This is a genomic window from Pseudomonas putida, from assembly GCF_030159595.1.
In the GTDB taxonomy this organism is placed as follows: Bacteria; Pseudomonadota; Gammaproteobacteria; order Pseudomonadales; family Pseudomonadaceae; genus Aquipseudomonas; species Aquipseudomonas putida_AC.
Genome location: NZ_BSKJ01000002.1, coordinates 24,899 through 50,573, shown reverse-complemented (window position 1 = coordinate 50,573; position 25,675 = coordinate 24,899). Strand labels below are relative to the sequence as shown.

The 25,675-nt window shown below is 60.9% G+C and carries 21 protein-coding genes and 2 tRNA genes; 14 read left to right on the top strand and 9 right to left on the bottom strand.

Annotated features, from left to right (window positions below; translation table 11 throughout):
• The 13 genes from glmM to QQL85_RS04475 all read left to right on the top strand — a co-directional run bounded on the left by glmM (position 1) and on the right by QQL85_RS04475 (position 12,357).
• Entirely contained in the window at positions 1 to 1,341 is a 1,341-nt protein-coding gene (gene glmM / locus QQL85_RS04535) for a phosphoglucosamine mutase (protein WP_284353421.1), read from the top strand.
• 65 nt (positions 1,342 to 1,406) lie between these two features.
• Positions 1,407 to 2,162 (top strand): triose-phosphate isomerase, encoded by a 756-nt coding sequence (gene tpiA / locus QQL85_RS04530; protein ID WP_284353422.1) that lies wholly within the window; start codon positions 1,407 to 1,409, stop codon positions 2,160 to 2,162.
• A 4-nt stretch (positions 2,163 to 2,166) separates the two neighbouring features.
• The gene (secG, locus tag QQL85_RS04525) at positions 2,167 to 2,565 is read left to right on the top strand and encodes a preprotein translocase subunit SecG (protein WP_284353423.1); all 399 of its coding nucleotides are present in this window, start codon (positions 2,167 to 2,169) and stop codon (positions 2,563 to 2,565) included.
• Positions 2,566 to 2,586: 21 nt separating this feature from the next.
• Positions 2,587 to 2,672, top strand: a tRNA-Leu gene (locus QQL85_RS04520).
• A 100-nt stretch (positions 2,673 to 2,772) separates the two neighbouring features.
• A tRNA-Met gene (locus tag QQL85_RS04515) sits at positions 2,773 to 2,849 on the top strand.
• 130 nt (positions 2,850 to 2,979) lie between these two features.
• Positions 2,980 to 3,438 (top strand): ribosome maturation factor RimP, encoded by a 459-nt coding sequence (gene rimP, locus QQL85_RS04510; RefSeq protein ID WP_012274245.1) that lies wholly within the window; start codon positions 2,980 to 2,982, stop codon positions 3,436 to 3,438.
• Positions 3,439 to 3,497: 59 nt separating this feature from the next.
• Entirely contained in the window at positions 3,498 to 4,979 is a 1,482-nt protein-coding gene (gene nusA, locus QQL85_RS04505) for a transcription termination factor NusA (protein ID WP_009685349.1), read from the top strand.
• A 27-nt stretch (positions 4,980 to 5,006) separates the two neighbouring features.
• Positions 5,007 to 7,535 (top strand): translation initiation factor IF-2, encoded by a 2,529-nt coding sequence (gene infB, locus QQL85_RS04500; RefSeq protein ID WP_284353424.1) that lies wholly within the window; start codon positions 5,007 to 5,009, stop codon positions 7,533 to 7,535.
• A 116-nt stretch (positions 7,536 to 7,651) separates the two neighbouring features.
• The gene (gene rbfA, locus QQL85_RS04495) at positions 7,652 to 8,050 is read left to right on the top strand and encodes a 30S ribosome-binding factor RbfA (protein ID WP_284353425.1); all 399 of its coding nucleotides are present in this window, start codon (positions 7,652 to 7,654) and stop codon (positions 8,048 to 8,050) included.
• A 3-nt stretch (positions 8,051 to 8,053) separates the two neighbouring features.
• Positions 8,054 to 8,971: a tRNA pseudouridine(55) synthase TruB gene (gene truB, locus QQL85_RS04490; protein WP_284353426.1), complete on the top strand. Its 918-nt coding sequence runs from the start codon at positions 8,054 to 8,056 to the stop codon at positions 8,969 to 8,971.
• 147 nt (positions 8,972 to 9,118) lie between these two features.
• Positions 9,119 to 9,388: a 30S ribosomal protein S15 gene (gene rpsO, locus QQL85_RS04485; RefSeq protein WP_012274241.1), complete on the top strand. Its 270-nt coding sequence runs from the start codon at positions 9,119 to 9,121 to the stop codon at positions 9,386 to 9,388.
• Positions 9,389 to 9,638: 250 nt separating this feature from the next.
• On the top strand, positions 9,639 to 11,744 hold the full coding sequence (gene pnp, locus QQL85_RS04480) for a polyribonucleotide nucleotidyltransferase (protein WP_284353427.1): 2,106 nt from the start codon (positions 9,639 to 9,641) through the stop codon (positions 11,742 to 11,744).
• A gap of 262 nt (positions 11,745 to 12,006) precedes the next feature.
• Positions 12,007 to 12,357 carry a BON domain-containing protein gene (locus tag QQL85_RS04475; protein ID WP_105948687.1) on the top strand — a complete coding sequence of 117 codons (351 nt, stop codon included), beginning with the start codon at positions 12,007 to 12,009 and terminating at the stop codon, positions 12,355 to 12,357.
• Between the two features lie 76 nt (positions 12,358 to 12,433).
• Here QQL85_RS04475 and QQL85_RS04470 read toward each other — a convergent pair whose 3' ends face one another.
• Positions 12,434 to 12,736, bottom strand: coding sequence for a putative quinol monooxygenase (locus QQL85_RS04470; protein WP_284353428.1), 303 nt, complete (start codon positions 12,734 to 12,736; stop codon positions 12,434 to 12,436).
• A 60-nt stretch (positions 12,737 to 12,796) separates the two neighbouring features.
• Between QQL85_RS04470 and QQL85_RS04465 the strand changes: the two genes are divergently transcribed.
• Complete coding sequence (locus QQL85_RS04465; protein WP_016391800.1) at positions 12,797 to 13,210, top strand: VOC family protein; 414 nt, start codon at positions 12,797 to 12,799, stop codon at positions 13,208 to 13,210.
• Between the two features lie 121 nt (positions 13,211 to 13,331).
• Here QQL85_RS04465 and QQL85_RS04460 read toward each other — a convergent pair whose 3' ends face one another.
• The 8 genes from QQL85_RS04460 to QQL85_RS04425 form a co-directional block, all read right to left on the bottom strand.
• Entirely contained in the window at positions 13,332 to 16,268 is a 2,937-nt protein-coding gene (locus QQL85_RS04460) for a DUF748 domain-containing protein (RefSeq protein WP_284353429.1), read from the bottom strand.
• Between the two features lie 78 nt (positions 16,269 to 16,346).
• Positions 16,347 to 17,216 carry an oxygenase MpaB family protein gene (locus tag QQL85_RS04455; RefSeq protein ID WP_284353430.1) on the bottom strand — a complete coding sequence of 290 codons (870 nt, stop codon included), beginning with the start codon at positions 17,214 to 17,216 and terminating at the stop codon, positions 16,347 to 16,349.
• 42 nt (positions 17,217 to 17,258) lie between these two features.
• Positions 17,259 to 19,193, bottom strand: a complete 1,935-nt coding sequence (gene acs, locus QQL85_RS04450) for an acetate--CoA ligase (RefSeq protein WP_284353431.1) — start codon at positions 19,191 to 19,193, stop codon at positions 17,259 to 17,261.
• A 198-nt stretch (positions 19,194 to 19,391) separates the two neighbouring features.
• Positions 19,392 to 21,056: a glucose-6-phosphate isomerase gene (pgi, locus tag QQL85_RS04445; protein ID WP_284353432.1), complete on the bottom strand. Its 1,665-nt coding sequence runs from the start codon at positions 21,054 to 21,056 to the stop codon at positions 19,392 to 19,394.
• A 177-nt stretch (positions 21,057 to 21,233) separates the two neighbouring features.
• Positions 21,234 to 22,097, bottom strand: coding sequence for a pantoate--beta-alanine ligase (panC, locus tag QQL85_RS04440; RefSeq protein WP_284353433.1), 864 nt, complete (start codon positions 22,095 to 22,097; stop codon positions 21,234 to 21,236).
• Entirely contained in the window at positions 22,094 to 22,894 is an 801-nt protein-coding gene (gene panB / locus QQL85_RS04435; RefSeq protein WP_284353434.1) for a 3-methyl-2-oxobutanoate hydroxymethyltransferase, read from the bottom strand. The genes panC and panB overlap by 4 nt, the downstream gene beginning before the upstream one ends.
• A gap of 262 nt (positions 22,895 to 23,156) precedes the next feature.
• Positions 23,157 to 23,636, bottom strand: coding sequence for a 2-amino-4-hydroxy-6-hydroxymethyldihydropteridine diphosphokinase (folK, locus tag QQL85_RS04430; protein WP_284353435.1), 480 nt, complete (start codon positions 23,634 to 23,636; stop codon positions 23,157 to 23,159).
• The gene (locus tag QQL85_RS04425; RefSeq protein WP_284353436.1) at positions 23,633 to 25,021 is read right to left on the bottom strand and encodes a polynucleotide adenylyltransferase PcnB; all 1,389 of its coding nucleotides are present in this window, start codon (positions 25,019 to 25,021) and stop codon (positions 23,633 to 23,635) included. The genes folK and QQL85_RS04425 overlap by 4 nt, the downstream gene beginning before the upstream one ends.
• Positions 25,022 to 25,675 lie beyond the last annotated feature (654 nt).

Here is a 25,675-nt window from a genome sequence, read left to right as displayed (position 1 = left end):
ATGAGCAGAAAATACTTTGGTACCGACGGCATTCGTGGCCGCGTCGGCGAATTCCCGATCACGCCGGACTTCATGCTGAAGCTTGGCTGGGCGGCAGGCATGGCTTTCCGCAAGCAAGGGCATTGCCGTGTGCTGGTGGGCAAGGACACGCGTATCTCCGGCTACATGTTCGAGTCCGCACTCGAAGCTGGTCTGGCCGCGGCGGGTGCTGACGTCATGCTGCTGGGGCCAATGCCTACGCCGGCTATCGCCTACCTGACGCGCACCTTCCATGCCCAGGCGGGCATTGTCATCAGTGCCTCGCACAACCCGCACGAAGACAACGGCATCAAGTTCTTCTCGGGCCAGGGCACCAAGCTGCCGGACGAAGTCGAGCTGATGATCGAAGAGCTGCTCGATCAGCCGATGACCGTTGTCGACTCGGGCAAGCTGGGCAAGGTTTCGCGCATCAACGATGCTGCCGGCCGCTACATTGAGTTCTGCAAGAGCAGCGTGCCGAGCAGCACCAGCTTCGACGGTCTCAAGCTGGTGGTCGATTGTGCCCACGGTGCCACTTACAAGGTCGCGCCAAGCGTGTTCCGTGAACTGGGTGCCGACGTGACCGTGCTGCATGCGCAGCCGGATGGCCTGAACATCAACGAAGGCTGCGGCTCGACTCACATCGAATCGTTGCAGGCTGCCGTGCTGGTAGGCCATGCCGACCTTGGTATTGCCTTCGACGGTGACGGCGACCGCGTGCTGATGGTCGACCACACCGGTGCCATCGTCGACGGCGACGAACTGTTGTTCATCATTGCGCGTGACCTGCAGGATCGTGGCAAGCTGCAAGGCGGGGTGGTAGGCACGCTGATGAGCAACCTGGGCCTGGAGCTGGCGCTGAAGGACCTGGATGTCCCGTTCGTGCGGGCCAAGGTGGGTGACCGTTACGTCATGGCTGAGCTGCTGGAGCGAGAGTGGCTGGTCGGTGGTGAAAACTCCGGTCACGTCGTGTGCTGCAACCACACCACCACCGGCGACGCGATCATTGCTGCGCTGCAGGTGCTGATGGCGCTCAAACGTCGTGGCGAAACCCTGGCCCAGGCCCGCCAGGCGCTGCGCAAGTGCCCGCAGGTGCTGATCAATGTGCGCTTTGGTGCCAGCAAGGTCGACCCGCTGGAGCATCCAGCCGTCAAAGAGGCCAGTGCCAAGGTTACCGAAGCGCTGGCTGGTCGTGGCCGCGTGTTGTTGCGCAAGTCCGGTACCGAGCCGTTGGTGCGGGTCATGGTCGAAGGTGAAGACGAAAGCCAGGTGCGTGCCCATGCTGAGGCACTGGCGAAACTGGTCGGCGAAGTTTGTGTCTGAAGGCGCTTGCCAGCGCAGATCTGGTTGGGTAAGATCTGCGCCCACTTTGACCGACGAGGTAAAGCATGCGTCGCCCTATGGTAGCTGGTAACTGGAAGATGCACGGTACCCGCGCTAGCGTCGCTGAGCTGACCGAAGGCTTGAGTAATCTCGCCTTGCCGAGCGGAGTGGAAGTCGCGGTATTTCCGCCAGCCTTGTTCATCAATCAAGTGGTTGATGGCCTGGCAGGTAAAGAAATTACTGTCGGCGCACAGAATTCTGCTGTACAACCCGAACAGGGTGCGCTGACCGGGGAAGTTGCTCCCGAGCAGCTGGTTGAAGCGGGTTGCAAGTTGGTGTTGATTGGTCATTCGGAGCGTCGCCAGATCATTGGTGAAACCGACGAAGTGCTCAATCGCAAGTTTGCAGCAGCGCAGGCCAAAGGTTTGAAGCCAGTGCTTTGTATCGGGGAAACCCTTGAAGAGCGCGAGGCTGGCAAGACGCTTGAAGTTGTCGGGCGTCAACTAAGCAGTATCATCGAAGCATTCGGTGTTAAGGCTTTTGCCAATGCAATAATTGCCTATGAGCCTGTATGGGCCATCGGCACCGGCCTAACGGCCACGCCACAGCAGGCCCAGGATGTGCACGCCGCCATCCGCGGCCAGCTGGCGGCAGAAGATGCTGAAGTAGCTGCGAAGGTGCAGTTGCTCTACGGCGGCAGCGTGAAGGCGGCCAATGCGGCCGAACTGTTCGGCATGCCGGATATCGATGGGGGGCTCATTGGTGGGGCTTCCCTGAACGCAGACGAATTCGGTGCAATTTGTCGCGCCGCAGGAAACTGAACAAATGCTGGAAACAGTCATCGTTGTTTTTCATCTGTTGGCAGCGCTGTCGCTAGTAGTGCTGGTTCTGTTGCAACAGGGTAAAGGTGCTGAAGCAGGTGCATCTTTCGGCGCGGGGGCCTCAAACACCGTGTTCGGAAGCCAGGGCTCTGCAACGTTCCTAAGTAAATTTACTGCTATACTCGCTGCCACTTTCTTTTTGACAGCACTTGGGTTAGGATACTTCGCGAAGCAACAAGCTCACCAGCTTAGCCAAGCAGGTCTTCCAGATCCAGCAGTGCTAGAAGTGAAAGAGCAGCAAAAGCCGGCAGTTAATGATGATGTACCGGTGCTCCAGCAGCAGAAGAGTGAAACCACCACTAACACGGGTGATGTACCTCCTCCGGCACAAGAGCAGAAGTAACGGGTTTCAAGTAGTAGTATTGCCGAGGTGGTGGAATTGGTAGACACGCAACCTTGAGGTGGTTGTGCCCATAGGGTGTAGGGGTTCGAGTCCCCTTCTCGGTACCAATTGAAGCTTGAGAGCCCGCTTTAGCGGGCTTTCTTGCAGGTGAAGGTTCGGATTTGACCCTCAATGGGGTTCGGTCTTATACTTTCGCCCCAGCTTTGTCGCGGGGTGGAGCAGCTTGGTAGCTCGTCGGGCTCATAACCCGAAGGTCGTTGGTTCAAATCCAGCCCCCGCAACCAGCTTCAGCGGAGCCCCTTTTCAGGGGCTTTTTGCTAACCGAACAGTATTCGGCGTCGTTGTCCTACGGCGCTTTCAGGGATGGGCGCTTCGCCCATTTTTTATTTGCACAGCATGCACGAGGGGGTTCAGGTGTCGAGCAAGCTAGAACAGTTGCAGGCCTTGTTGGCCCCGGTTGTCGAGGGTCTGGGCTATCAGTGCTGGGGGATCGAATACGTTTCCCAGGGTAAGCATTCGGTACTGCGCATCTACATCGACAAGGAAGGCGGCATCCTGGTGGAAGACTGCGAAGCGGTCAGCCGTCAGGCCAGCGCAATCCTGGATGTGGAAGATCCAATCAGCAGTGAGTACACCCTCGAGGTGTCTTCTCCAGGCATGGATCGCCCACTGTTCACTCTGGAACAGTTTGCCTCGCATGCCGGCGAACAAGTGAAGATCAAGCTGCGCTCACCCTTCGAGGGTCGTCGTAACTTCCAGGGCCTTCTCCGCGGTGTGGAGGAGCAGGATGTGGTGGTCCAGGTGGACAATCAGGAGTTCCTGTTGCCGATCGACTCGATCGACAAGGCCAATATTATTCCCAGTTTTGACTGAGACGTGCCGGGCCCGGCGGACTATCCGGGCCCAATGGCTTGCGCAAGGCGAGGCGTACGATGAGCAAAGAAGTACTGCTGGTTGTTGAATCGGTATCCAACGAAAAAGGTGTACCGCCAGGCGTCATTTTCGAAGCGCTGGAAGTGGCCTTGGCCACTGCAACCAAAAAACGTTTTGAAGATGAAGTCGACCTGCGTGTGGAAATCAACCGCCACACCGGTAGCTACGAGACTTTCCGTCGCTGGACTGTGGTCGATGAAGCCGATCTTGATGATCCGGCGATCGAGACCTGGTTGGACAAGATCAAGGACACCCACCCTGAAGCCAAGGTAGGTGACGTGATCGAAGAGAAGATCGAGTCCATCGAATTCGGTCGTATCGCCGCCCAGACCGCCAAGCAGGTCATCGTGCAGAAGGTCCGTGAGGCCGAGCGCGCCCAGGTGGTCGATGCCTACCGTGAACGCGTTGGCGAGATCATCTCCGGTACCGTCAAGAAGGTTACCCGCGACAACGTCATCGTTGATCTGGGCAACAACGCCGAGGCCCTGCTGGCCCGCGAAGACATCATTCCACGCGAAACCTTCCGTGTTGGCGTGCGCCTGCGTGCGCTGCTCAAGGAAATTCGCACTGAAAACCGTGGCCCACAGCTGATCCTGTCGCGCACCGCGCCGCAGATGCTGATCGAGCTTTTCCGCATTGAAGTGCCGGAAATTGCCGAGGGCCTCATCGAAGTCATGGCTGCCTCCCGTGATCCGGGTTCGCGAGCCAAGATCGCCGTCCGCTCCAAGGACAAGCGCATCGACCCGCAAGGCGCCTGTATCGGCATGCGTGGTTCGCGCGTCCAAGCTGTATCCGGGGAGTTGGGTGGTGAGCGTGTGGATATCGTCCTGTGGGACGATAACCCGGCGCAGTTCGTCATCAACGCCATGTCGCCGGCTGAAGTCGCGGCGATCATCGTTGATGAAGATGCCCATGCCATGGACATCGCCGTCGCCGAGGACAACCTGGCCCAGGCCATTGGCCGTGGCGGTCAGAACGTTCGCCTGGCCAGTCAGTTGACCGGCTGGACCCTGAACGTGATGACCGAGAAGGACATCCAGGCCAAGCAACAGGCCGAAACCGGTGACATCCTGCGCAATTTCATCGATGAACTGGAAGTCGACGAGGAGCTGGCCCAAGTGCTGGTCGACGAAGGCTTCACCAGCCTCGAAGAAATTGCCTACGTACCGTTGGAAGAAATGCTCAACATCGATGGCTTTGACGAAGATATCGTCAATGAGCTCCGCGCTCGAGCCAAGGACCGTTTGTTGACCAAGGCCATCGCTACCGAAGAAAAACTGGCAGACGCCCACCCGGCCGAAGACCTGCTCTCCCTTGAGGGCATGGACAAGGACCTGGCGGCTGAACTGGCGGTGCGCGGCGTGGTTAACCGCGAAGACCTGGCCGAGCAGTCGATCGACGATCTGCTCGACATCGACGGCATCGACGAAGAGCGTGCCGGCAAGTTGATCATGGCCGCCCGAGCCCATTGGTTCGAGTAATTAGGCGCGGCCTGAGGAGAGAAGTGCATGACGCAAGTCACGGTGAAAGAACTGGCCCAAGAGGTCGAGGCACCGGTAGAGCGCCTGCTGCAGCAGATGCGTGAGGCAGGTCTGCCGCACACCGACGCCGGTCAGGTAGTGACCGACAATGAGAAGCAGACCCTGCTGACTCATTTGAAGAGCAGCCACAAGAGCAAGGCGGAAGAGCCGCGCAAGATTACCTTGCAGCGCAAAACCACCAGCACCCTGCGTGTCGCCGGTAGCAAAAGCATCAGCGTAGAAGTACGCAAGAAGAAAGTATTCGTGCAGCGCAGCCCGGAGGAGATCCAGGCTGAGCAGAAGCGTGAACAGGACGAGCGCCGCGCGGCTGAAAACGCCGCTCGCGACAAGGTTGACGCCGAAGTTCGCCAGCGCAACGAAGATCAGGCTCGCCGTCAGGCCGCCGAAGCGCCTGCAGCCGCCCCAGCGCCTGCCGCCAAGCCAGAGCCGGCACCAGCCGCTGCCCCGGCCCCGGTAGTCGCCGACGCCCCGGCGTCCGAAGACGCCGCCGCCCGTGCTGCCGAGCGCAAGAAGGACGAGACCCGTCGCAACGAAAGCCGCACTCGCGATGACGACCGTCGTCGTGGCGAGGCTCCGCGTGTGTCGATCAAGGTCAAGGTCAAGGAGAAGGAAAAGGCGCCGACTCCACGTGCCGCTCCGCGCACCACCGACGAAGAGAGCGATGGCGCTCGTCGTGGTCGTGGTGGCAAGAGCAAGCTGAAGAAGCGTAACCAGCACGGCTTCCAGAACCCGACCGGCCCCGTCATCCGTGACGTGACCATCGGCGAGACCATCACGGTTTCTGAACTGGCCAACCAGATGTCCGTCAAGGGCGCTGAAGTCGTCAAGTTCATGTTCAAGATGGGCACCCCGGTTACCATCAACCAGGTGCTCGACCAGGAAACCGCTCAACTGATCGCAGAAGAGCTGGGCCACAAGGTCACCCTGGTCAGCGACACCGCCCTGGAAGACTCCCTGGCCGAATCGCTGAAATTCGAAGGCCAGACCGAGTCGCGTGCGCCGGTGGTTACCGTCATGGGTCACGTTGACCATGGCAAGACCTCGCTGCTCGACTACATCCGTCGTGCCAAGGTTGCTGCTGGCGAAGCCGGTGGTATCACCCAGCACATCGGCGCCTACCATGTGGAAACCGACCGCGGCATGGTCACCTTCCTCGATACCCCAGGCCACGCTGCGTTCACCCAGATGCGTGCCCGTGGTGCCAAGGCGACCGACATCGTCATCCTGGTGGTGGCGGCGGACGACGGCGTGATGCCGCAAACCCGCGAAGCCGTTCAGCATGCCAAGGCTGCTGGCGTTCCGCTGGTCGTTGCAGTGAACAAGATCGACAAGCCGGGTGCCGACCTCGATCGCATCCGTAACGAGCTGGCCGTCGAAGGCGTTACTTCCGAGGACTGGGGTGGTGACACGCCGTTCGTCAAGGTTTCGGCGAAGATGGGTACTGGTGTCGACGAACTGCTCGAAGCTGTCCTGCTGCAGGCCGAGATTCTCGAACTGACCGCTACCCCGACCGCTCCAGGTCGTGGCGTGGTCGTCGAATCGCGCCTGGACAAGGGCCGTGGCCCGGTGGCGACCATCCTGGTTCAGGACGGTACCCTGCGTCAGGGCGACATGGTCCTGTGCGGTTCCAACTATGGCCGCGTGCGTGCCATGCTCGACGAGAACGGCAAGCCTGTGAAGGAAGCTGGCCCGTCGATCCCGGTCGAGATCCTCGGCCTGGACGGTACCCCGGAAGCCGGTGACGAGCTGTCCGTGGTGGCCGACGAGAAGAAGGCCCGCGAAGTTGCCCTGTTCCGTCAAGGCAAGTACCGCGAGGTCAAGCTGGCCCGTGCTCACGCCGGCAAGCTGGAAAACATCTTCGAGACCATGGGTCAGGAAGAGAAGAAGACCCTCAACATCGTCCTCAAGACCGATGTACGGGGTTCCCTGGAAGCGTTGAACGGCTCGCTCGGCAGCCTGGGCAACGATGAAGTCCAGGTGCGCGTGATCGGTGGCGGCGTGGGTGGTATCACCGAAAGCGACGCCAACCTGGCGCTGGCTTCGAATGCAGTACTGTTCGGCTTCAACGTGCGTGCCGATGCCGGCGCGCGCAAGATCGTCGAGCAGGAAGGTCTGGATATGCGTTACTACAACGTGATCTACGACATCATCGAAGACGTCAAGAAGGCCCTGACCGGCATGCTCGGCAGCGATGTTCGCGAGAACATCCTGGGTGTCGCCGAAGTGCGTGACGTGTTCCGTTCGCCGAAGTTCGGCGCCATCGCTGGCTGTATGGTCATCGAGGGTACCGTGTACCGTAACCGTCCGATCCGCGTACTGCGCGAAGACGTGGTTATCTTCGAAGGCGAACTGGAATCGCTGCGTCGCTTCAAGGACGACGCCGCCGAAGTGCGTAACGGCATGGAGTGCGGTATTGGCGTCAAGAGCTACAACGACGTCAAGGTCGGCGACAAGATCGAGGTCTTCGAGAAAGTCCAGGTGGCTCGTACCCTCTAAGGGTGAGCAAGCCGCAAATCCCCGCTACAGGGTGGTTTGCGGCACCTCTTCAGGTAGCGCCCGGTCAGGCATTCGTCTGACCGGGCGTTTGCCGCTTTAAGTTACAGGTAGCAAGAATGGCCAAAGAATATAGCCGTACCCAACGTATTGGCGATCAGATGCAGCGCGAGCTGGCCGAACTGATCCGTCGCGAAGTCAAGGACCCCCGTGTCGGCCTGGTGACCATCACCGCCGTGGACGTCAGCCGTGACCTCGGCCATGCCAAGGTGTTCATCACCGTCATGGGCGAGGAAACCCCGGATGCCGTGCAGCAGTCGCTCAAAGCACTGAACAGCGCTGCCAGCTTCCTGCGTTTGCACCTGGGCCGCTCGATGCAACTGCGCAGCGTGCCGCAGCTGCACTTCCACTTCGATGAAAGTGTCAGCCGTGGTGTGCACCTGTCGGCGCTGATCGAGCGTGCAGTGGCTGAAGACCGCCTGCACAAGGATACCGACGAGTCGGACACCAAGGAGTAAGCGGTGGCCCAGGTCAAACGTATCCGCCGCAATGTCAGCGGCATCATTCTGCTCGACAAGCCGTTGGGCTTCACCTCCAACGCGGCCCTGCAAAAGGTGCGCTGGCTGCTCAACGCGGAAAAGGCCGGCCATACAGGTAGCCTCGACCCGCTGGCAACCGGCGTGCTGCCGCTGTGCTTTGGTGAAGCAACCAAGTTTTCGCAGTACTTGCTCGATTCCGACAAGGGCTACGAAACCGTCATGCAGATGGGGCAGACTACCAACACCGGCGATGCCGAGGGTGAGGTGCTGCAGACCCGCGACGTGACCGTTGGTCGCGCCGACATCGAGGCGCTGTTGCCACGTTTTCGTGGACCGATCAGCCAGATACCGCCGATGTACTCGGCGCTCAAGCGTGACGGCCAGCCGCTGTACAAACTGGCTCGTGCAGGAGAGGTAGTGGAGCGTGAGGCGCGTTCTGTTACTATTAACCGCTTGGAGTTGCTGGAGTGCGAAGGCACCCGTGCACGGTTGACCGTAGGATGCAGTAAAGGCACCTATATCCGTACCCTGGTGGAGGATATCGGCGAGGCCCTTGGCTGTGGCGCCTATGTTGCCGAGCTGCGCAGGACCCAGGCCGGGCCCTTCGCGTTGGCACAAACGGTCACCCTCGAGGAACTCGAACAGGCCCATGCCGAAGGTGGCAACGAAGCGCTCGACCGCTTCCTGATGCCGTCGGACAGCGGTCTGCAGGACTGGCCGATGGTTTGCCTGTCCGAACATAGCGCATTCTACTGGCTGCATGGGCAGGCGGTACGCGCTCCGGACGCGCCACAATTTGGCATGGTTCGGGTACAGGATCATAATGCGCGCTTCATCGGTATCGGTGAAGTGAGCGAAGACGGGCGCATTGCGCCACGTCGGCTGATTCGGTCGGAATGACCGAAACCGCGGGGTGAGGCTTTGGCCGAGCCCTACGGAACCAAGGGTGGCTGTCAGTAGGCACGGTCACACCTTTCTTATTAATACAGGGATTTGTCCCTGGCCTATTGGACCCCGCTTGCGGGATCCGTTATCAGGAGAAGCCAAATGGCCCTCAGCGTTGAAGAAAAAGCTCAAATCGTTACCGACTTCCAGCAAGCCGCTGGCGACACTGGTAGCCCGGAAGTTCAGGTTGCTCTGCTGACCGCGAACATCAACAAGCTGCAAGGCCACTTCAAGGCCAACGGTAAAGACCACCACTCGCGTCGTGGCCTGATCCGTATGGTTAACCAGCGTCGTAAGCTGCTGGACTACCTGAAGGGCAAAGACACCACTCGTTACAGCGCCCTGATCGGTCGCCTGGGCCTGCGTCGCTAATAGCGGCCTGGTCAGTGGTGTGCATGGCGTGTCTCATGCATTGGCAGCGCTGCCTGGCAGCGTTGTCTATGGGCACGCCATGCGTATCTCCGAGGTTGGCAGCCTGGTGAAGTTGAGCGGTTTTCCGCTCTTCAGCCAGGCTCCCAGCCTCGTGTTGTATCTGGACGGTCAATGGGGCCGATTCCCCGTTCTGCCCAAGAATTCGCAAGAAACCAGTTCCCCCAAGAGCCACTGAAAAAGGTAGGAAACCGTGAACCCGGTAATCAAGACTTTCCAGTTCGGTCAATCGACCGTTACTCTCGAAACGGGCCGTATTGCCCGTCAGGCAACCGGCGCTGTGCTGGTGACCGTGGACAACGATGTCACCGTGCTGGTGACCGTGGTAGGCGCCAAACAGGCTGATCCAGGCAAGGGCTTCTTCCCGCTGTCGGTTCACTACCAGGAAAAGACCTACGCCGCCGGCAAGATCCCGGGTGGCTTCTTCAAGCGTGAAGGCCGTCCTTCCGAGAAAGAGACCCTGACATCGCGCCTGATCGACCGTCCGATCCGTCCGCTGTTCCCGGAAGGCTTCATGAACGAAGTGCAGGTCGTCTGCACCGTGGTTTCCACCAGCAAGAAGACCGACCCGGACATCGCTGCGATGATCGGTACCTCGGCTGCCCTGGCCATTTCCGGTATTCCGTTCGAAGGCCCGATCGGTGCCGCGCGCGTTGCCTTCCACGAAAGCACTGGCTACCTGCTGAACCCGACCTATGAGCAACTGGCTGCCTCCAGCCTGGACATGGTCGTTGCCGGTACCTCCGACGCGGTGCTGATGGTTGAATCGGAAGCTCAAGAGCTGACCGAAGACCAGATGCTGGGCGCCGTACTGTTCGCCCACGACGAATTCCAGGCTGTTATCCAGGCTGTCAAAGAGCTGGCTGCTGAAGCCGGCAAGCCAACCTGGGACTGGAAACCTGCTGTTGCCAACACTGAACTGTTCAACGCCATCCGCGCCGAATTCGGCGAAGGCGTTTCGCAGGGCTACACCATCACCGTCAAGGCTGACCGCTATGCGCGCCTGGGCGAGCTGCGCGATCAGGCGATCGCCAAGTTCTCCGGTGAAGAAGGCCAGCCTTCGGCTTCCGAAGTCAAAGAAATCTTCGGCGAAATCGAATACCGCACCGTTCGCGAAAACATCGTCAACGGCAAACCGCGTATCGACGGCCGCGACACCAAGACCGTTCGTCCGCTGAACATCGAAGTAGGTGTTCTGCCGAAGACCCACGGTTCGGCACTGTTCACGCGTGGCGAAACCCAGGCACTGGTCGTTGCGACCCTGGGTACTGCCCGTGACGCCCAGCTGCTGGATACCCTCGAAGGCGAGAAGAAAGACCCCTTCATGCTGCACTACAACTTCCCACCGTTCTCGGTAGGCGAGTGTGGTCGTATGGGTGGTGCTGGCCGTCGCGAAATCGGCCACGGTCGTCTGGCCCGTCGTTCGGTTCAGGCCATGCTGCCGGCTGCTGACGTGTTCCCGTACACCATCCGCGTGGTTTCGGAAATCACCGAGTCGAACGGTTCCAGCTCCATGGCTTCGGTCTGCGGTGCTTCCCTGGCCCTGATGGACGCCGGTGTGCCGATGAAGGCGCCGGTTGCCGGTATCGCCATGGGCCTGGTCAAGGAAGGCGAGAAATTCGCCGTTCTGACCGACATCCTGGGTGATGAAGACCACCTGGGCGACATGGACTTCAAGGTAGCCGGCACCGCCAAAGGCGTCACCGCGCTGCAGATGGACATCAAGATCAACGGCATCACCGAAGAGATCATGGAAATCGCCCTGGGCCAGGCCCTGGAAGCGCGCCTGAACATCCTCGGCCAGATGAACCAGATCATTGGTCAGTCGCGTACCGAGCTGTCGGCCAACGCCCCGACCATGATCGCGATGAAGATCGACACCGACAAGATCCGTGACGTCATCGGTAAAGGCGGCGCCACCATTCGCGCGATCTGCGAAGAGACCAAGGCTTCGATCGATATCGAAGACGACGGCTCGATCAAGATCTTCGGCGAAACCAAGGAAGCGGCGGATGCTGCCAAGCAGCGCATCCTGGGCATCACCGCCGAGGCCGAAATCGGCAAGATCTACGTCGGTAAGGTTGAGCGTATCGTCGACTTCGGCGCCTTCGTCAACATCCTGCCTGGCAAGGACGGCCTGGTGCACATCTCCATGCTGAGCGATGCTCGCGTCGAGAAAGTCACCGACATCCTGAAAGAAGGCCAGGAAGTTGAAGTACTGGTACTGGACGTGGACAACCGCGGCCGTATCAAGCTGTCGATCAAGGACGTTGCCGCGGCCAAGGCCTCGGGCGTCTAAGCGACTGCCACGCAACAGGAAAAGGGCCCTTCGGGGCCCTTTTTTCATGGGTGACGGGAACCTTTTGCGGACTTGCATCTTGCATGCAGGTTTACCGCGCTGATTGCAAAATGCACGACCCTGAAAGTAATGGGTGTTTGCTAAATTATTGATTTATAAAAGTTAAATAGAAACGGAAAAGCTGGCACAGCACATGCAACTACCTTCATACCTGCCGCCAGGACATACGGCGCAGACCTTTCGAAAAACAGGAGTGACCCACATGAAGAAGTTCGCCATTGCTGCCGCTACTGCTACCGCTCTGACCCTGACCATGGCTAACGCGGCATTCGCCCAACAGTCCACCCAGGCCCCCATGACGCTGGCGGCCGGTGAGGTGACCAAAGCCAAGGAAGCTACCTCTGATACCTGGATCACCACCAAGGTCAAGGCTGACCTGATGACCGAGAAAGGCGTGCCAGGCAGCGACATTAAAGTCGAGACCAACAAAGGTGTGGTGTCGCTGTCGTCTGAAGTGGCCATTACCGATGCGCAGAAGGAAATGGCTGTTGCCATCGCCAAGAAGATCAAAGGCGTTCAGGCCGTTTCGGCTGATGGCCTGAAGTCTGAATAAGGGATGTTCCGTCGGCCAAACGGATTTGGCCACCTCTACCGAAGCCCCGGCCTGTGCCGGGGCTTTACTTTTGCGCTCAGTAGCCGGGGTTTAGGGCGATCACATCGCTTTCGAAGCATTCCTGCTCAATGATCAGCGGCTCCACCCGTGGGCGGCTGTCGCGAAAGTGTGCGGTCTGGGTATGTGCGTCATACGCTGCGTCATCGCGATAGATCTCGTACAGGTAGATAACCTCCGGGTCGGCCCGGTCCTGCGACACATCGAAGACCAGGCAGCCTGGTTCGTTGGCGACGGAAGCTGCGGCATTGACCTTGATCGCTTCGAGAAAGTCCTCGGCACAACCGGGTTTTACACGCGTCTTGATAAACAGGCTATACACAAGGCTCTCCTTTTGTTTTAAATTCTAATGTGAATTGTATACAAAAATGGAGCTTCGCCAATGTCCGAATTGCCTGCACGCCCTGGCCGCCTGAATGGCCTGCGTCACATCGCCTTGCTGGTACCCAATCTGGAGGAGTGCGAACGCTTTTATGTCGATGTGCTGGGTATGGAGGTGTTGAACCGTGCCAACGAAGACTTGGTGTACCTCACCTGTGGTAACGACAACCTTTCGCTGGGACGTGGGGCAGGGGCGTCCAATGGGTTGCAGACCCTGGACCATTACGGGTTCATTGTGGACAGCGTGGAGGAGCTGGAGGCGTGGTACCAGTACTTCAAGGCCCACGGTGTGACGCTGCTGGACCGGCCGTTCAACCACGGTGACGGGGCGCGTAGCTTCCACCTGCTGGACCCGGCGGGGAACAAGGTGCAGCCGCTGTATCACCCGGCAGTGTCGGGGCAGCGGCTGGTGTGAAGCCTGTACTGGCCTCTTCGCGGGTGAACCCGCTCCCACAGGTACTGCACAGGCCTTGAGCTGCGCACGCACCCTGTGGGAGCGGGTTTACCCGCGAAGAGGCCGGGCCTGCTTTTAGAGATTACTCTGCGTCTAGGTGCATCGGCGTCACCACCCGCCCATCGCTTTCAGGCTGCCCCAGGCTGGTATCGATGAAGTACACCCGGTCATCTTCCAGCTTGCCCTTGTCCACCAGGTAATCCTTGATACTGCTGGCCCGCTCCTGGCCCAGCGTGCGCAGCAAGGCGGTGCTCTCGGCCCACGACTTGATTACTGCCTCACGCAGCTTGGCAGTACGTTCGTCGCGGTCCAGTTGCTCCCATTCGGCAGGTGGCTGCTGCTTCAGGCGGGTGCGGTAGATGCCTTCGAGCATCGCCGGCTTGTCGCTGTCGTCCACCACCAGCATCGAGGCATTGGCCGGCACCTTGTCGCCCCTGCGCTGCAGGATCTTGTACCAGGTGGCCTGGTATTCACGCTCCAGGCGCTGCTGGGCGATCAGAGGGCCATCGCTGGCCTGGGCACTGGTGCCTTCGATTTCCAGACGCAGTTCCGGGCGCTCTTTCAGCGCGGATGCCAGCTTGTCGAGGGATGACTGGGCATCGCCACTGAGCTCGCTGGAGCCGGGGGCGAAGGCCACGTTGCCCAGGTCTTCCGAGCCACCGCCGGTAATCAGCCCGCCAATGAACTTGAACGGCGCCTGTGCTGCGCGCAGTACCAGATTGCGCAGGGTTTGCCAGACAATCGGCATCACGCTGAATTGCGGGTTGTTGAGGTCGCCAGACACTGGCAGCTCGATCGAGATCTTGCCCTCGGTATCTTTCAGCAGCGCCACCGCCAGGCGGATTGGCAGATCGACCGCGTCCGGGCTATCGACTTTTTCGCCCAGCTGCAGCTGTTCGACCACTACCTTGTTTTCGGCTTTGAGCTGGCCGTTGGTAATCAGGTAGTGCAGGTCGAGGTTGAGCCGGCCCTTGCGAATGCGGAAGCCAGCGAACTTGCCGGAATAGGGTGTCAGGGTGGTCAGCTCGACGCGTTTGAAGCTGGTGGCGATGTCCAGGCTGGCCAGCGGGTTGAAGGGGTTGAGTGCGCCTTTGATGGTGACCGGTGCGTAGCGGTCGACCTTGCCTTTGACATCGACCTTGGCCGGCACCGGTTTGCGGTTGTCGATGGTGCCGATCTGGCCGTTGAGCTGCTGGACGGCGGTGGCGAAGTTGGGGGTGAGGGACAGGTCGGCGAAGTTGGCCGAGCCATCGTTGATGTCGATCTGGCCAATGTGGATACCCAGCGGCTTGTCGCTGCTGGTTGCGGCCGGTTTGGTCTGGCTTTGCGCCGGGGTGCCTGCCGGTTGCGGGATCAACAGGTCGTTGATGTTGGTGGTGCGGTCTTCGTTGATGATGAACCGCGCATAGGGCTGCAGCAGGGTTACCTTGTCGATCGACAACGCATCGCCGTGTACATAGGACAAGCCATCGACGTTCACCTGCTGCCATTTGACGAAATCGCGGCTCTTGATGGTGTCGAGGGTGTGCAGCTGGTTCACCTGGGCCTTGCCAGTGACATTGAAGGCCAGCGGTGCGGTGTTCTTCAGGTCGACCTTGAGGTCGCTGGAGAGCATGCCGCTGCGCAGCTCCAGCAGGATGAACGGGCTGATGTAGGCTTGGGCTACGCGCAGGTCAATGTCGCGGGTGCTTACATCCAGTTTGGCCCATATCGGCGCCAGGTTGACCTGACCGGCCGCCTGCAGCTTGCCTTGCTTGCCTACGCCCGTATCGAGTTTGAGCGTGAAGGGCGACTGGTTGAGGCTATCGAAGCCTTGCAGGTCGGCGTTGAGCGGGCCGATGTCCAAGGCTACCGGTTCTTTCTGGCTGCGGTCTGCCAGGTGCACCAGGTAGTTGCGCAATTGCACGTCCTTGAGCAGCACTTGCCAAGGCTTGCTCGGCTCTTTGGCGGCTTGCTGCTCAGGTGTCGTCTCGGCGGCAGCCGGCTCTGCCTTTTCCTTCGGCGTGGCTTTGGTAGGCTGGCTGGCAAACAGCTTTTGCCAATCGAGCTGGCCGTCTTTTTCCAGCGCAGCCCAGGTTTCGAGTTTCTCGCTGCGGATTTTGCCTACGGTGACCTGTTGCTTGACCAGGTCAACGGAGGTTTCGCTCACCTCCAGGCTGGCCAGGCGTGCCAAGGGGCGGCCATCCGGCGCCTTGATGGCGAACGGTGCAATGCGTACGGAGGCGTTGTCCAGCAACAGCTCGGTCTGTTTGGCGAGGTTAAGCTTGTATTGCGTGTCGAGGCTGACCACGCCGTCTTCCAGCACCAGTGGCACAACATCACGCACATACGGCCAGAAGGCCTTCATCTTGCCTTCCGTGATCTTCAGCGTGCCTTCAGAGGCGATCGGTGACAGGCTCAGGGTCCCGTTCCAATCAATGCGCCCGCCATTGGGGCCGTTGGCCACCAAGGTCATGTCGGCACTGTCGTCGGGCAAGGTGCTGAGGTTTTTCAGCTCCAGGTTCATATTGTCGTAGAGGAACTCGATCGGCTCGCTGGGGCGCAAGTCCTCGAAATGCAGGTAGCCGTCGATGAGCTTGATGCTACCGATGCGCAGCGGGAACGGCTCGCTGGGCGGTTCGTCAGGTTTGGCCTCACTGGCTGGCAGCTTGAACAGACCGGTCAGGTTGAGGGTGCCGTCCTTGGCGAACAGCACCTCGTTACGCGGCTTGTCGAGTTCTACTGCCTCCAGGTGCAGCGCTTTGGTCCACAGGCTGTCGAGCGAGAGGTTGGCGTACAGCCGTTCGAAACCGACCTGTTCCTTGCCGGGTTCGCCGATTTGCAGGCCCCATAATGTCAGCTCCAGGCTGAACGGGTTGAGTTCGATCCGTTCGAGGTGGGCAGGCACCGTCGCGTATTGGGCCAACTGCTGGTTGGCGATACGCAGTGCGACACCGGGAAGAATGAGAAAGCCAAGCAGGCTGTAGAGGGCCACCAGGGCCACGATTGCGCCAGCGGCGCGAGTCAATCCTTTGTACATGTGTCGCTTCGTCTGTCTAAGCAGGAGTGCTTGGAGTATGGCACGTTAAATCAGTTCCGCAGGGGCGACCATTTGACCTCATTCGATGCCCATGCGCCGTTTGGCCCGGTGCGCCGAGCCGTCTCGCATGGCCCAGCGCAATACCGGCGCGGTGCGTCGCAGGCCCAGACGGATCAAACGCCGCTGCAAGGGGCCGTGCTGCAGGCCGAGCATGGCCTGGGCCCAATCCGGCAGCAGGTCGATGCCGGCATGCAGCATCAGCTTGCCTACCGGTTGTGCCAGGCGGCTGGGAGCCGGGGCGGCGAGCAGGATATCGACCACCTCATGGCTGCGGGTGTCGCAATACAGTTGCGGGCGCATACGTTGCAGGTAATCCTCGACCTGCTGGCATGAACGCGGCACGTCACGAGCGCCAAGGCGCTCGGCGATCAGGGCGATCTCATTGTAGTAGGCATCCTGTTCGGTGCGAGGGAGGTGCGGGTTGCGGTAACGGAGGTGGGCGGCAAGGAAGCTGCTGACTTCCGCTACATGGACCCAGGTCAGCAAGTCTGGGTCGCTGGCCGCATAAGGGCGGCCATCCAGCGCGGTGCCGGTGACTTGCAGGTGAATGGTGCGCACTTTGTCGATCAGCCATTCGGCATCGCGGGTGGCGCCGAAGGTAGTACCGGAGATGAACTGGCTGGTGCGGCGCAGGCGGCCGAGCAGGTCTTCGCGGAAGTTGGAGTGGTCCCACACGCCGGCCAAGGCCAGTGGATGCAGCAACTGGAGCATGAGGGCACTGATGCCGCCGACCAGCATGCTCGGGAAGTCGCCATGTACCCGCCAACTGATGCTGTGCGGGCCGAACAGTCCGGGATCGCCCTTGGGCGATTCCAGGTCGAGCTGGCCGAGGGCCAGCCCGGTAAGGCTCATGACCTGGGTTTCGATGCGGCGGCGAAGGGCTTCCATGGCGACCTGTGGTTCAGGGCGGCCATGGGCAATGGCCACCGGTTACTGGTTGAGACGCTTGTCGATCAGGCCCTGCACCACGCTGGGGTCGGCCAGGGTCGAGGTATCGCCGAGATTGTCCAGCTCATTGCAGGCGATTTTGCGCAGTATACGCCGCATGATCTTGCCTGAGCGGGTCTTGGGCAGTGCCGGGGCCCACTGGATGAGTTCGGGCTTGGCAAAGCTGCCGATTTCCTTGCTGACCAGGGCCAGCAGCTCGGCCTTTAGCGCGTCGTCTGGCGTCACGCCGTTCATGGGCGTGACGAAGGCGTAGACGCCCTGGCCTTTGAGGTCGTGGGGATAACCGACCACCGCGGCTTCGGCAACACTGTCATGCAGTACCAGCGCGCTTTCCACTTCGGCGGTGCCGATACGGTGCCCGGACACGTTGATTACATCGTCGATGCGCCCGGTGATCCAGTAGTCGCCATCGGCATCGCGGCGGGCACCGTCGCCGGTGAAGTAATAGCCGGGCATGGGTTTGAAGTAGGTGTCGATCATGCGCTGGTGGTCGCCGTAGACGCTGCGGATCTGCCCAGGCCAGCTGGCCTTGATCACCAGCAGGCCGGCGCCAGGGCCTTCGATCAGCTTGCCTTTTTCGTCCAGCAGTACCGGTTGCACACCGAACATGGGCTGGGTGGCGCAACCGGGCTTGAGTGACTGCGAGCCGGGAAGCGGGGTGAGCATGATGCCGCCGGTTTCGGTCTGCCACCAGGTATCGACGATGGGGCAGCGCTTTTGCCCGACTTCCTCGAAATACCATTCCCAGGCTTCGGGGTTGATTGGCTCGCCGACGCTGCCCAGCAGGCGAAGGCTTTTGCGCGAAGTGCTCTGCAGTGGTGCGGAGCCCTCGCGCATCAGCGCGCGCAGGGCGGTTGGGGCGGTGTAGAAGATGTGCACCTGATGCTTGTCCACCACTTGCCAGAAGCGCGAGGTGTCCGGGTAGTTGGGCACGCCTTCGAACATCAGTGAGACCGCGCCATTGGCCAGCGGGCCATAGACGATGTAGCTGTGGCCGGTGACCCAACCGACGTCGGCGGTGCACCAGAACACCTCGCCGTCGCGGTAATCGAACACCACCTTGAAGGTCATCGCCGCCTGCAGCAGGTAGCCACCCGTGGTATGCAGCACGCCTTTGGGTTTGCCGGTGCTGCCGGAGGTGTAAAGGATGAACAGCGGGTCTTCGGCTTCCATCGGTTCGGGGGCGCAGCCGTCGTCGGCTTTTTCTGTTACCTCGTGGTACCAGAGGTCGCGGCCGTCGGCCCAGGTAACATCGCCGCCGGTGCGGCGCACCACGATCACGCTGCTGACCGCTGGGCAGCTGGCCAGCGCTTTGTCGACGTTCTGTTTCAGCGGAATGCACTTGCCGCCGCGCACGCCTTCATCGGCGGTGATCACGGTGCGGCAGTCGGCATCGAGAATACGGTCACGCAGGGCATCGGGGGAGAAGCCGCCAAACACCACCGAGTGGATGGCACCGATGCGGGTACAGGCGAGCATGGCGAAGGCGGCTTCGGGGATCATCGGCATGTAGATGCATACCCGGTCGCCTTTTTTCACCCCGCGTGCTTTCAGTGCGTTGGCCAGGCGGCAGACCTGGCGGTGTAGCTCGCGGTAGGTGATGGCCTTGGAGTCGTTGGGGTCGTCACCTTCCCAGAGCAGGGCAGTCTGCTCACCGCGCTTGGCCAAGTGGCGGTCGATGCAGTTGTAGCTGACGTTGAGCTGGCCGCCGTCGAACCAACGGGCACTGCCGGTGTTCAGGTCGCATTGCTGCACGCTGGACCAAGGTTTGATCCAGTCAAGGCGCTTGGCCTGTTCTGCCCAGAAGGTGTCAGGGTCGTCTACCGACTGGCGGTAGAGACGGCGGTATTCATCGGGGGTGAGGGCGGCAGACTGGCTGACGGCCAGGGCCTGGGGATACTGCTTGATATCGAACATGGCGGGTGGTCCTGCTCTTGTAAGGGGCGATGGACTGCAACGGCTATTCGATAGGACAGTGTAGCTGGGAGAGGTGTTCAACCTGTGCCGGCCTCTTCGCGGGTAAACCCGCTCCCACAGGTACTGCACAATTCTTCAAACTTGTGCAGTACCTGTGGGAGCGGGTTTACCCGCGAAGGGGCCGGTGCAGGTATCGGATTACCCGCGGTGACGGCCGCGGAAGTAGTTGATCAGGCCTTGGGTGGAGCCATCTTCGGCGCTGTCTTCCAGGCTGCCGACCAAGCGCTGGTAAACACCTTTGCCCAGCTCCTTGCCCAGCTCAACGCCCCACTGGTCGAAGGCGTTGATACCCCAGATCACGCTCTGCACGAATACCTTGTGCTCGTACATCGCCACCAGCGCACCCAGGCGGCGCGGGCTGATGCGCTCGACCACCAGGGTGTTGCTCGGGCGGTTGCCCGGGATCACCTTGTGCGGGGCCAGCTTTTCGATGTCCGCTTCGTTCAGGCCTTTGCTGCGCAGCTCGGTTTCGGCTTCTTCGCGGGTCTTGCCCAACATCAGCGCCTGGCTCTGTGACAGGCAGTTGGCGTACAGCCACTGGTGATGGTCGGCCACCGGGTTGAAGCTCACCACCGGCACGATGAAGTCGGCAGGAATCAGCTGAGTGCCCTGGTGCAGCAACTGGTGGTAGGCGTGCTGGCCGTTACAGCCGACGCCGCCCCAGATCACAGGGCCGGTGTCTGTCTTCACAGGGGTACCGTCCTGCAGCACGCTCTTGCCGTTGGACTCCATGTCCAGCTGCTGCAGGTGCTTGGTGATGTTGCGCAAGTAGTGGTCGTACGGCAGGATCGCGTGGCTGTTCGCGCCCCAGAAATTGCCGTACCACACGCCCAACAGGGCCAGCAGCACTGGCATGTTCTTGTCGAACGGTGCGGTCTGGAAGTGCTGGTCCATGGTGTAGGCACCCGACAGCAGTTCCTTGAAGTTGGCTGTGCCGATGGCCAAGGCAATCGGCAGGCCGATGGCCGACCACAGCGAATAGCGGCCGCCCACCCAGTCCCACATCGGGAAGATGTTCTCTTCGCGGATACCAAAGGCCACGGCGGCGGCCTTGTTGCTGGAGACGGCGATGAAGTGGCGGTACAGCTCGGCTTCCGAGCCGCCCTGGGCCAGGTACCAGGTACGCGCGGCCATGGCGTTTTTCAGCGTCTCGAGGGTGTTGAACGACTTGGAGGAGACAATGAACAGGGTGGTTTCGGCGCGCAGGTTGGCCGACAGCTCGTGGAACTCACTGCCGTCGATGTTGGCCAAGTAGTGGCAGCGTACGCCGCGCTGGGCATAGGGCAGCAGCGCTTCAGAAACCAGCTCGGGGCCGAGGAACGAGCCGCCGATGCCGATGTTGACCACGTCGGTGATCGGCTTTTCGCTGTAGCCGCGCCACAGGCCGTCGTGGATGCGCCCGACCAGTTCGGTGATCTGGTTGAGCACCTTGTGTACTTCCGGCATGACGTTCACGCCGTTGACGCTGAGCTTGTCGCCTACCGGCCGGCGCAGGGCGGTGTGCAGCACTGGGCGGCCTTCGGAGGCGTTGATGATTTCGCCGCCGAACATCGACTTGATGGCGTCCTGAAGGCCGACTTCGTTGGCCAGATTGACCAGCAGGTCGCGGCTTTGTTCGGTGATCAGGTTTTTCGAGTAGTCCAGGAACAGGCCGCAGCAGCTCAGGGAGAACTGGTCGAAGCGCTTGGCGTCGGCGGCGAACGCTTCGCGCATGCTGAAGTCTTGCATGGCGTCGCGGTGTTGCTGAAGCGCCTGCCAGGCGGGCAGGGCCGTCACATCGTGGGGAGTACGGTAATACGCCATTGCGCGGGGTTCCCTTGGTGCGTGGTGATGCCTTGGACACGGCAGTCATTGCCGGGTTCAGGCAGGCATCATTATAGGCAAAGGCCACGCGCTGGGAATGGGTATGGCAGGGTGATTTTGGGGGCGCCTGTGGGAGCGGGCTTGCCCGCGAATGGGCTGCAAAGCAGCCCCTTGCTGTTACGCGGTTTTTTCTTCTACATGCAGGTACAGGTTGTCGATAAGCCGCGTGTTACCCAGATAAGCCGCTGCAATCACCACCAAATCGCGATCATCGATCATTGCCGGGCGCAGGCTCACGGCATGGCGCACTTCCAGGTAGTCCGGGCGCAAGCCCGCGGCACTCAGCTGGGCCTGGCCTTCGGCAACCAGCGCGGCAAAGTCGCGCTGGCCATGAGCGATGGCAGCCGCGATGTGCTGCAGCGTGCGGTACAGCACTGGCGCAGTCGCACGCTGCTCAGGCGTCAGGTAACCATTGCGCGACGACAGCGCCAGGCCATCTTCGGCGCGCACAGTAGGCTCGCCAATGATCTGGACCGGCATGTTCAGGTCGCGCACCATGGCGCGGATGACCGCCAGTTGCTGGAAGTCCTTCTCACCGAACACGGCAAGGTCGGGTTGGACCATGTTGAACAGCTTGCTGACCACGGTAGCCACGCCTTCGAAGTGGCCGGGCCGGCTGGCGCCGCACAGGCCTTCGGAAAGGTGGGGCACGCTGACGCGGGTTTGCACACTCATGCCGTCGGGATACATCTCTTCGGCGCTAGGTGCGAACAGCAGGTTGCAGCCGGCCTGCAGCAGGCGCTCCTGGTCTGCGGCCAGGGTGCGCGGGTATGTGTCGAGGTCTTCGTTGGCGCCGAACTGCAGCGGGTTGACGAAGATGCTGGCCACCACGAAGTCGGCGCGCTGTGCAGCCTTGGTCACCAGGGCTGCGTGGCCGCTGTGCAGGTTGCCCATGGTCGGCACGAAGCCGATGCGCTTGCCTTCACCGCGGGCGCGGGCAACGGCTGCACGCAGCTCACGAACGGTTTTGACTGTATTCATGCACTGAACCCGTGTTCGCTACCAGGGAAGCTGACTTGCTTGACGGCCTCGACATAGGCGACAAGGGCACCTTGAATGTCTGTCTGGCCTTCCATGAAGTTCTTCACGAACTTCGGTACCCGGCCGCTCAGCGACAGGCCGAGCATGTCGTGCAGCACCAGCACCTGGCCATCGGTGGCGCTGCCGGCGCCAATGCCGATCACCGGAATGCCCACGGCATTGGTGATTTCCGCCGCCAGTTCACTGGGTACGCATTCGAGCAGCAGCATGGCCGCACCGGCCTGTTCGAGGGCGATGGCATCGGCGCGCATCTGCCGTGCCTGGGCTTCCTGGCGGCCTTGCACCTTGTAGCCACCCAGCACGTTGACGGTTTGCGGGGTCAGGCCCATGTGCGCGCACACCGGCACGCCACGTTCTGCCAGCAGGCGAATGGTTTCGGCCAGCCAGGCAGCGCCTTCGATCTTGATCATGTGGGCGCCGGCCTGCATCAGCGTGGCGCTGTTGGCAAAGGCCAGTTCCGGGGTGGCGTGCGCCATGAACGGCAGGTCGGCGAGGATCAGCGCGCCGTCATTGCCGCGTTTGACGCAGGCGGTGTGGTAGGCCATGTCCGCCGTGGTTACCGGCAAGGTGCTGTCGTGGCCCTGCAGGACCATCCCCAGCGAGTCGCCCACCAGCAACACTTCGACGCCGGCCTGGCTGGCGGCCTTGGCGAAGGTCGCGTCGTAGCAGGTCAGCATGGTGATTTTTTCACCCTTGGCCTTGAGGCCATTGAGGGTGGTCAGGGTTACTTCAGGCATGTAGGAAAATCCTCGTTCAGGCGCTGTAAAAAACGACTGCATTCAACGCGTGTAGTCATCTTCCGGAGCGGCACATCATCGCGCGTGATGTTCGGGCACAGGTCCGTCCGGGCCTAAATACGGGTATGCGGCACTTTGGTGCCACACGGGACGCCTATAGTCGTGAGCGAGGTGGGGGAAGTCAATCACCCTGTTACCGCATTGTTACGATCAGGGTGTTACTGGCGTTACCGAGGTGGCATGGCAGGCTGGAACGCCCGGTTTACAGGCGTTCCAGACCGACGAACGGGCAGTCGTCGAGTAGCTGCGCGAGGGCGCGGCCATCGGCCAGGCGGAAATCGTCCGGTACCAGTTCGGCCAGTGGGTAGAGCACGAAGGGTCGGGCATGCATGTGGTAATGCGGCACTTTCAGGCGTGGCTCATCGAGTACCTGATCACCGAACAGCAGGATGTCCAGGTCCAGCGTGCGCGGGCCCCAGCGCTCCTTGCGCACGCGGCCCTGGTCGTTCTCGATGGCCTGCAGCGCATCGAGCAGGGCCAGGGGGGGCAGTGCGGTGTCCAGGGCAGCGACAGCGTTGGTGTAGCGTGGTTGGCCGGGCAGCAGTGAATCGCTGGTGTACAGGGCCGAGGCCGCTACCAGACGGGTACCCTCGACCTGGTCAAGCGCCTGAAAGGCACTGCGCAGTTGCGCGGCAGGTGCGTCCAGGTTGCTGCCCAGGCCAACGTAGGCGCGGGTCTTCACTCGACCGCCTCGTCGCCACCGCGCTTGCGTTTGCTGCTGCTGCGCTTGCGTTTGCGCGGGCCGGCACCGGTGCCTTCGTCACGGCTGCCCAGCTCGCGAATCATCTCGCGGCGTTCGCTGTCGTTGGCATCCTGGTAGTCAGTCCACCACTGGCCGAGGTCGTCGGTTTCTTCGCCTGCGCTTTCACGCAGTAGCAGGAAGTCATAACCGGCGCGGAAGCGTGGGTTGTCCAGGAGCATGTCGGCGCGCTTGCCGCTACGGCGTGGCAGACGCTCCTGCATGTCCCAGATCTCGCGGATCGGCAAGGTGAAGCGTTTGGGAATGGCGATGCGTGCGCATTGCTCGGCGATCAGGTCGTGAGCAGCACCGTTCATGGCCGGGATCGGCGGTACGCCCTGGTTCTGCAGGTGCAGCACGCGGGCCGGCAGGGCTGGCCACAGCAGCGCGGCGAACAGGAACGCCGGGGTTACCGGCTTGCCCTGCTTCACGCGCAGGTCGGTGTTGTTCAGTGCCTGACTGATCAGCGTGTGGGCGTAGGTCGGGCGCTCGTCCAGGGCGTGTGCGCTGGCCGGGAACAGCGGCTCGAAGAGCTGCAGGTCGACCAGCATTTCGAAGGCGATGGCGCCTTGGCCGGAGAGGAACAGTTTCAGGCTTTCCTCGAACAGGCGCGCTGGCGGGATCTCGCGCAGCAACGGGGCCAGTTCGCGAATCGGCTGGACCGTGTGCTTCTCGATGCCGAAGTCCAGCTTGGCAGCGAAACGCACCGCGCGCAGCATGCGCACCGGATCTTCCTGGTAACGGTGGGTCGGGTCACCGATCAGCCGCAGCAGGCGGTTGCGCACGTCATGCACGCCATTGGCGTAATCGAGAATGCGCTCGCTGACCGGGTCGTAGTACAGGGCGTTGATGGTGAAGTCGCGGCGTTGTGCGTCTTCTTCCAGGGTGCCGTACACGTTGTCACGCAGGATGCGGCCACTGGAGTTGTGCGACGAACGGTGGCTATCACCCTGGTCGTCTTCCGAGTGAGGCGCGCGGAAAGTGGCGACTTCGATGATCTCACGGCCGAAATGCACATGGACCAGCTTGAAGCGGCGACCAATGATGCGCGCGTTGCGGAATTCGGCACGGACCTGTTCGGGAGTGGCGCTGGTGGCGACGTCGAAATCTTTCGGCGTGATGCCCAGCATCAGGTCGCGGACGCAGCCACCGACCAGGTAAGCCTGGTAGCCAGCGCTTTGCAGGCGTTCCACGATGTTCACCGCATGGCGGCTGAACTGGTGGCGCTGCAGCGAGTGCTGGCTCTTGTTGATCACCTCAGGCGTGGTGCGCCTGTGGTGCGGGCCCGGTACGGGCGGGCGGAAAGACTGGAACAGCTTCTTCAGCATGGGATGCACTGTGTGAAGGAATGTTCGGCCAAGAATAGGAGAATGGCCGCATGATGGGCGGGGATTCTAGCATTTACTCGAGGAATGGTGTAGGCGGGTAGCAGGATGCCTGCCAGAAGGGTAGAAACGACAAGGGGAGCCTAAGCTCCCCAAGAAGTCGTTGCGTGCTCTTATTGTTTTTTTGCTGGGCTTCTTGTTTTTGTTGAGTGCCCTGTCCACAAATCTCGAAGCTTGTGGACGACCCCCAATCCAGGGGTTAAGAGCAAACGGATTGCTTTGGCCGCTGATGTCACGTTGATCTCTCGATCCAACCAGTTCAGGCGCTGCTTTTTAGTGCAGTTTTTGTTGTTCTCTGCCTGGTCGTGGGGCAAGCCCCAAACACGCATCCTCTCCAAAAGAATCAGTTAGCTGCGCCTCCGCCGTCTTGTTTTTATTGTGCGTGAGCCGTTTCGTCTTGTTCTTATTTTAGATTGCAGTGCTTGTTATTGTTTTTGTACTAAGCATATAGCAGGTGCCGTGCCAACTTTTGCAAACCCAGTAAAATCAAGGGTTTGAGCCGTTTGCGCGATTTGCGCGGGGCTGAAAATGTCGGAATTTCGTTACCGTACGCCTCGGGAACTGTTACGGCGGAAAGGTTGGGTAACAGATTTTTGC